The sequence below is a fragment of the Plasticicumulans sp. genome, from assembly GCF_035331805.1.
GTDB lineage: Bacteria > Pseudomonadota > Gammaproteobacteria > Competibacterales > Competibacteraceae > Plasticicumulans.
Map to the genome: position 1 here is coordinate 1 of NZ_DAOLKE010000355.1, position 3,419 is coordinate 3,419.

The 3,419-nt window shown below is 70.6% G+C and carries 3 protein-coding genes and 1 pseudogene; 2 read left to right on the forward strand and 2 right to left on the reverse strand.

Annotated elements, in window-relative coordinates; translation table 11 throughout:
• Nucleotides 1-572 (forward strand): annotated as a pseudogene (locus tag PKE44_RS16665) (hypothetical protein); the annotation flags it as partial.
• A gap of 167 nt (nucleotides 573-739) precedes the next feature.
• Here the strand turns inward: PKE44_RS16665 and PKE44_RS16670 are convergent.
• Both PKE44_RS16670 and pcaC read right to left on the reverse strand, forming a co-directional pair.
• On the reverse strand, nucleotides 740-1,603 hold the full coding sequence (locus PKE44_RS16670; protein WP_324553490.1) for a shikimate dehydrogenase: 864 nt from the start codon (nucleotides 1,601-1,603) through the stop codon (nucleotides 740-742).
• Between the two features lie 68 nt (nucleotides 1,604-1,671).
• Nucleotides 1,672-2,079, reverse strand: a complete 408-nt coding sequence (gene pcaC, locus PKE44_RS16675) for a 4-carboxymuconolactone decarboxylase (RefSeq protein ID WP_324553493.1) — start codon at nucleotides 2,077-2,079, stop codon at nucleotides 1,672-1,674.
• A gap of 383 nt (nucleotides 2,080-2,462) precedes the next feature.
• On the opposite strand from pcaC, the gene PKE44_RS16680 reads away from it, so the two are divergent.
• The coding region (locus PKE44_RS16680; protein WP_324553496.1) for a sugar phosphate isomerase/epimerase at nucleotides 2,463-3,419 on the forward strand (957 nt) is incomplete at its 3' end.

Genomic DNA, 3,419 nt, shown 5'->3' on the forward strand with positions numbered 1-3,419 from the left:
AGCACGGCTTTCCGCTGTGGTCGGCCTGGGGCGGGCTGCTGCGCGGCTGGGCGCTCGCCGCCGGCGGCGAGACCGACGCCGGCATCGCGGCGATGCAGGCCGGGCTGATTGCCTACGCGCGCCACGGCGCCGCGCTCTGGCGCCCGCATTTTCTCGAACTGCTGGCCGAAACCTGCCTGCACGCCGGCCGGCTGGTCGAAGCGCGTGCGATCCTCGACGAGGCGCGCACGGTGATCGCCACGCATGACGAGCGCGTCTACGCATCCGAGCTCTGGCGGCTCGACGGCGAACTCATCCTCGCGGAAGCCGGCCCCGGTCCGCTGTCACCGGTGCCGGCCGATGCAGCCGCAACCTGTCTGCACACGGCACTCGCCCATGCACAGGCCTGCGAATCCGTGGCCATGGCACTGCGCGCGGCCGTTGCGCTCGCGCGTCTGCACGTCCGGCTCGGCCGTGCAGCCACGGCGTGCGCCCTGCTTCGCGGAACGCTCGCAGCCTTCGACGCCGCTGCCGACGATGCCGGGCTCACGGATGCGCGACGGCTGCTCGCAAGGCTCGCGCAGCCCGGCTGAAACCGCTCACCACCGCTCATCCCGATCACATCGGAACGCAGCACTTTTCAGAAGCCCCCCGCCCCGCGCGGGAGAGGGGGAAGAAAATCATGCAATCACGGGTGATCGGTATCAGACGGCCTTGCGGCGCGGGCGCATCGTGAGCTTGCGCCGGATCGGCATGCAGCTCACGGCGATTCGTATTCCTGCTCGCTCCAGCCGATGCGGTCCAGCGCCCACGAGAAGCCGAAGAACTCGGCGTAGGAGCGGATTTCCTCGCTCAGCATGTAGATGCCGCGGTGCGTCGGCAGACCGCGGCGGGCGGCCTCGCGCAGCAGCGGCGTGCCGCCGGACTGGATGACGATGTCCGCGACCAGCGTGCCCTGGGTGAGCCGCGCCGGTGCGAACGGCAGCGGATCGCCGGCGTGGCGCCCGAGCGGTGTGGCGTTGATGACGAGATCGGCGCCGTCGGCCTCGGGGGTGTCGAGCACGGCGATGCGTCCGGCCCAGCGCCCGTGCAGGCGCTCGGCCAGGCGGTGGCTGCGCGACGGGTCGAGGTCGTGGATGTCGAGCTGCGCGAGCCGGGCTTCGAGCAGCGTGGCGGCGATCGCCGAGCCCGCGCTGCCGGCGCCGACCAGCAGGGCGTGCCGGCCGGCGACCTCGTGGCCGGCGGCGCGCAGGCCCCACAGAAAGCCGTCGCCGTCGAGCATGTCGGCGTGCCAGCGCCCGTCGGGCAGCCGGCGCAGCGCGTTGGCTGCATCGGTGATCTGTGCCATCTCGCCGAGCGAATCGGCGTGGCGCAGCACGGCGTGCCGGTGCGGATAGCCGATGACGATGCCGGCGAGATTGCCGATTGCACGCAGGCCGGCGATCACGGTGTCGAGGCTGTCGGTTCCGACCTGCAGCGCGACGAGCACCGCGTCGTGCTGCGCGCGCCGGAAGATGTCGTTGAAGATCGCCGGCAACTGCAGCTGCGAGACGGGATCGCTGACGATCACGTAGAGCTGCGAGCTGCCGGCGGGCCGCAGCGCAGCCTCGCCCGACATGGTCATGTGCGTTTCCCCCGCGGTTTCCGGCCCCGATGGCTGCAGCAACCATAGCGCCCGCGGCCGCCGTGCGTTCAGCGCGGGCCGCTGCCGGTCCCGGCCTCGGCATCGAGCTCGGCGAACACCGCTTCGGCCAGATGGAAGGCGGCGTTTGCGGCCGGCACGCCGCAGTAGATCGCGCTGTGCATCAGCAGCTCGCGCAGCTCGTCGCGGGTGACGCCGTTGTTGGCCGCCGCCCGCAGGTGCAGGCGCAGCTCCGCCGGGTGGTTCATCGCGATCAGCATCGCGATCGTGATCAGGCTGCGCGTGTGCCGCGCCAGGCCGGGCCGGGTCCAGATCTCGCCCCACGGATAGCGGGTGATCAGGTCCTGCCACTCGGCCGTGAAATCGCTGCGGCCCGCCAGCGCGCGCTCGACGTGTGCATCGCCGAGCACTGCGCGGCGCAGCGCGAGGCCCTGCTCGTAGCGTTCGCGTTCGTTCATGTCTGCGCTTCTCCGCATGGCCGGTGGCGGCGGGCTGCCGCGCTGTCCGGTCGGCGCCGGGCGCCGCGGGCCGGACTGTAGGCAGCGGTGCGAGCCACGATCAATGGCGATTATCGAATATATGTTCGTTTAACGAACATCAATGCGGATGACCACCACCGCCCTGCGGGCACAGAAGACAGGTGGCATGGTGTGTTTATTTTTGTCCGATAAACGAACATTTAATTGATAATCGGTCATTGGCGACGAGCACTGGATTATGCAAACTGCTGTTAACCGCACGGATCAGCGAATATCGAACACACACCACCCGGCGCCGTGCGCACGGGGCGACGGCCACGGAGGCCGCAGCGCCCCGGCCGCAGCGCGAGGAGTCCCGCCCGATGCAGCGCTCGATCGCCACCGTCTCGCTGAGCGGCACCCTGCCCGAGAAGCTCGAAGCCGTTGCGGCGGCCGGCTTCGACAGCGTCGAGATCTTCGAGAACGACCTGCTCTGCCACGACGGCACGCCGCGCGACGTGCGCCGGCTGGTCGCCGATCTCGGCATGACGATTTCGCTGTTCCAGCCGTTTCGCGATTTCGAGGGCTGCCGGCGCGAGCGCCTGCGCCAGAACCTCGATCGCGCCGAGCGCAAGTTCGACCTGATGGGCGAACTCGGCTGCGAGCGCATCCTGGTGTGCAGCAGCGTCGCCCCCGACACGATCCGCGACGACGCGCTGATCGCCGAGGATCTCGCGCGCCTCGCCGAGCGCGCCGCGGCACGCGGCATCGTCGTCGGTTACGAGGCGCTCGCCTGGGGACGGCACGTCAACACCTTCGCACACGCCTGGCGGCTGGTGCAGGCCGTTGACCATCCGCACCTCGGGCTGCTGCTCGACAGCTTCCACACGCTGGCGATCGGCGACGATCCGGCCGCAATCCGCGACATCCCCGGCGAGCGCATCGTCTTCGTGCAGCTCGCCGATGCGCCGCGCCTGGCCATGGACGTGCTCGAATGGAGCCGCCATCACCGCTGCTTTCCGGGGCAGGGTGATCTCGACCTGAGCGGCTTCCTCGCGCCGGTGCTCGCCAGCGGCTACCGCGGACCGCTGTCGCTCGAAGTGTTCAACGACGGTTTCCGCGCCGCCCCGGCTGCAGCGACCGCCGCCGATGGTCTGCGCTCGCTGCTGTATCTGGAGGAAGGCGCGCAGCGCGCGCTCGCGCCGGCGGCCACCGCAGCCGGTGCCGCACACACCGGCTTCCTGCCGCCGGCGGCGCCGCGCTGCGACGGCGTCGAGTTCATGGAATTCGCCGTCGATGCCCCGGCCGCGGCCCGGCTCGGCGACTGGTTCGGCCGCCTC

Coding starts and splice junctions, on each gene's coding strand:
- PKE44_RS16670 (WP_324553490.1), bottom strand. CDS start 1,603: ATGACCATGTCGGGCGAGGCTGCGCTGCGGCCCGCCGGCAGCTCGCAG.
- pcaC (WP_324553493.1), bottom strand. CDS start 2,079: ATGAACGAACGCGAACGCTACGAGCAGGGCCTCGCGCTGCGCCGCGCA.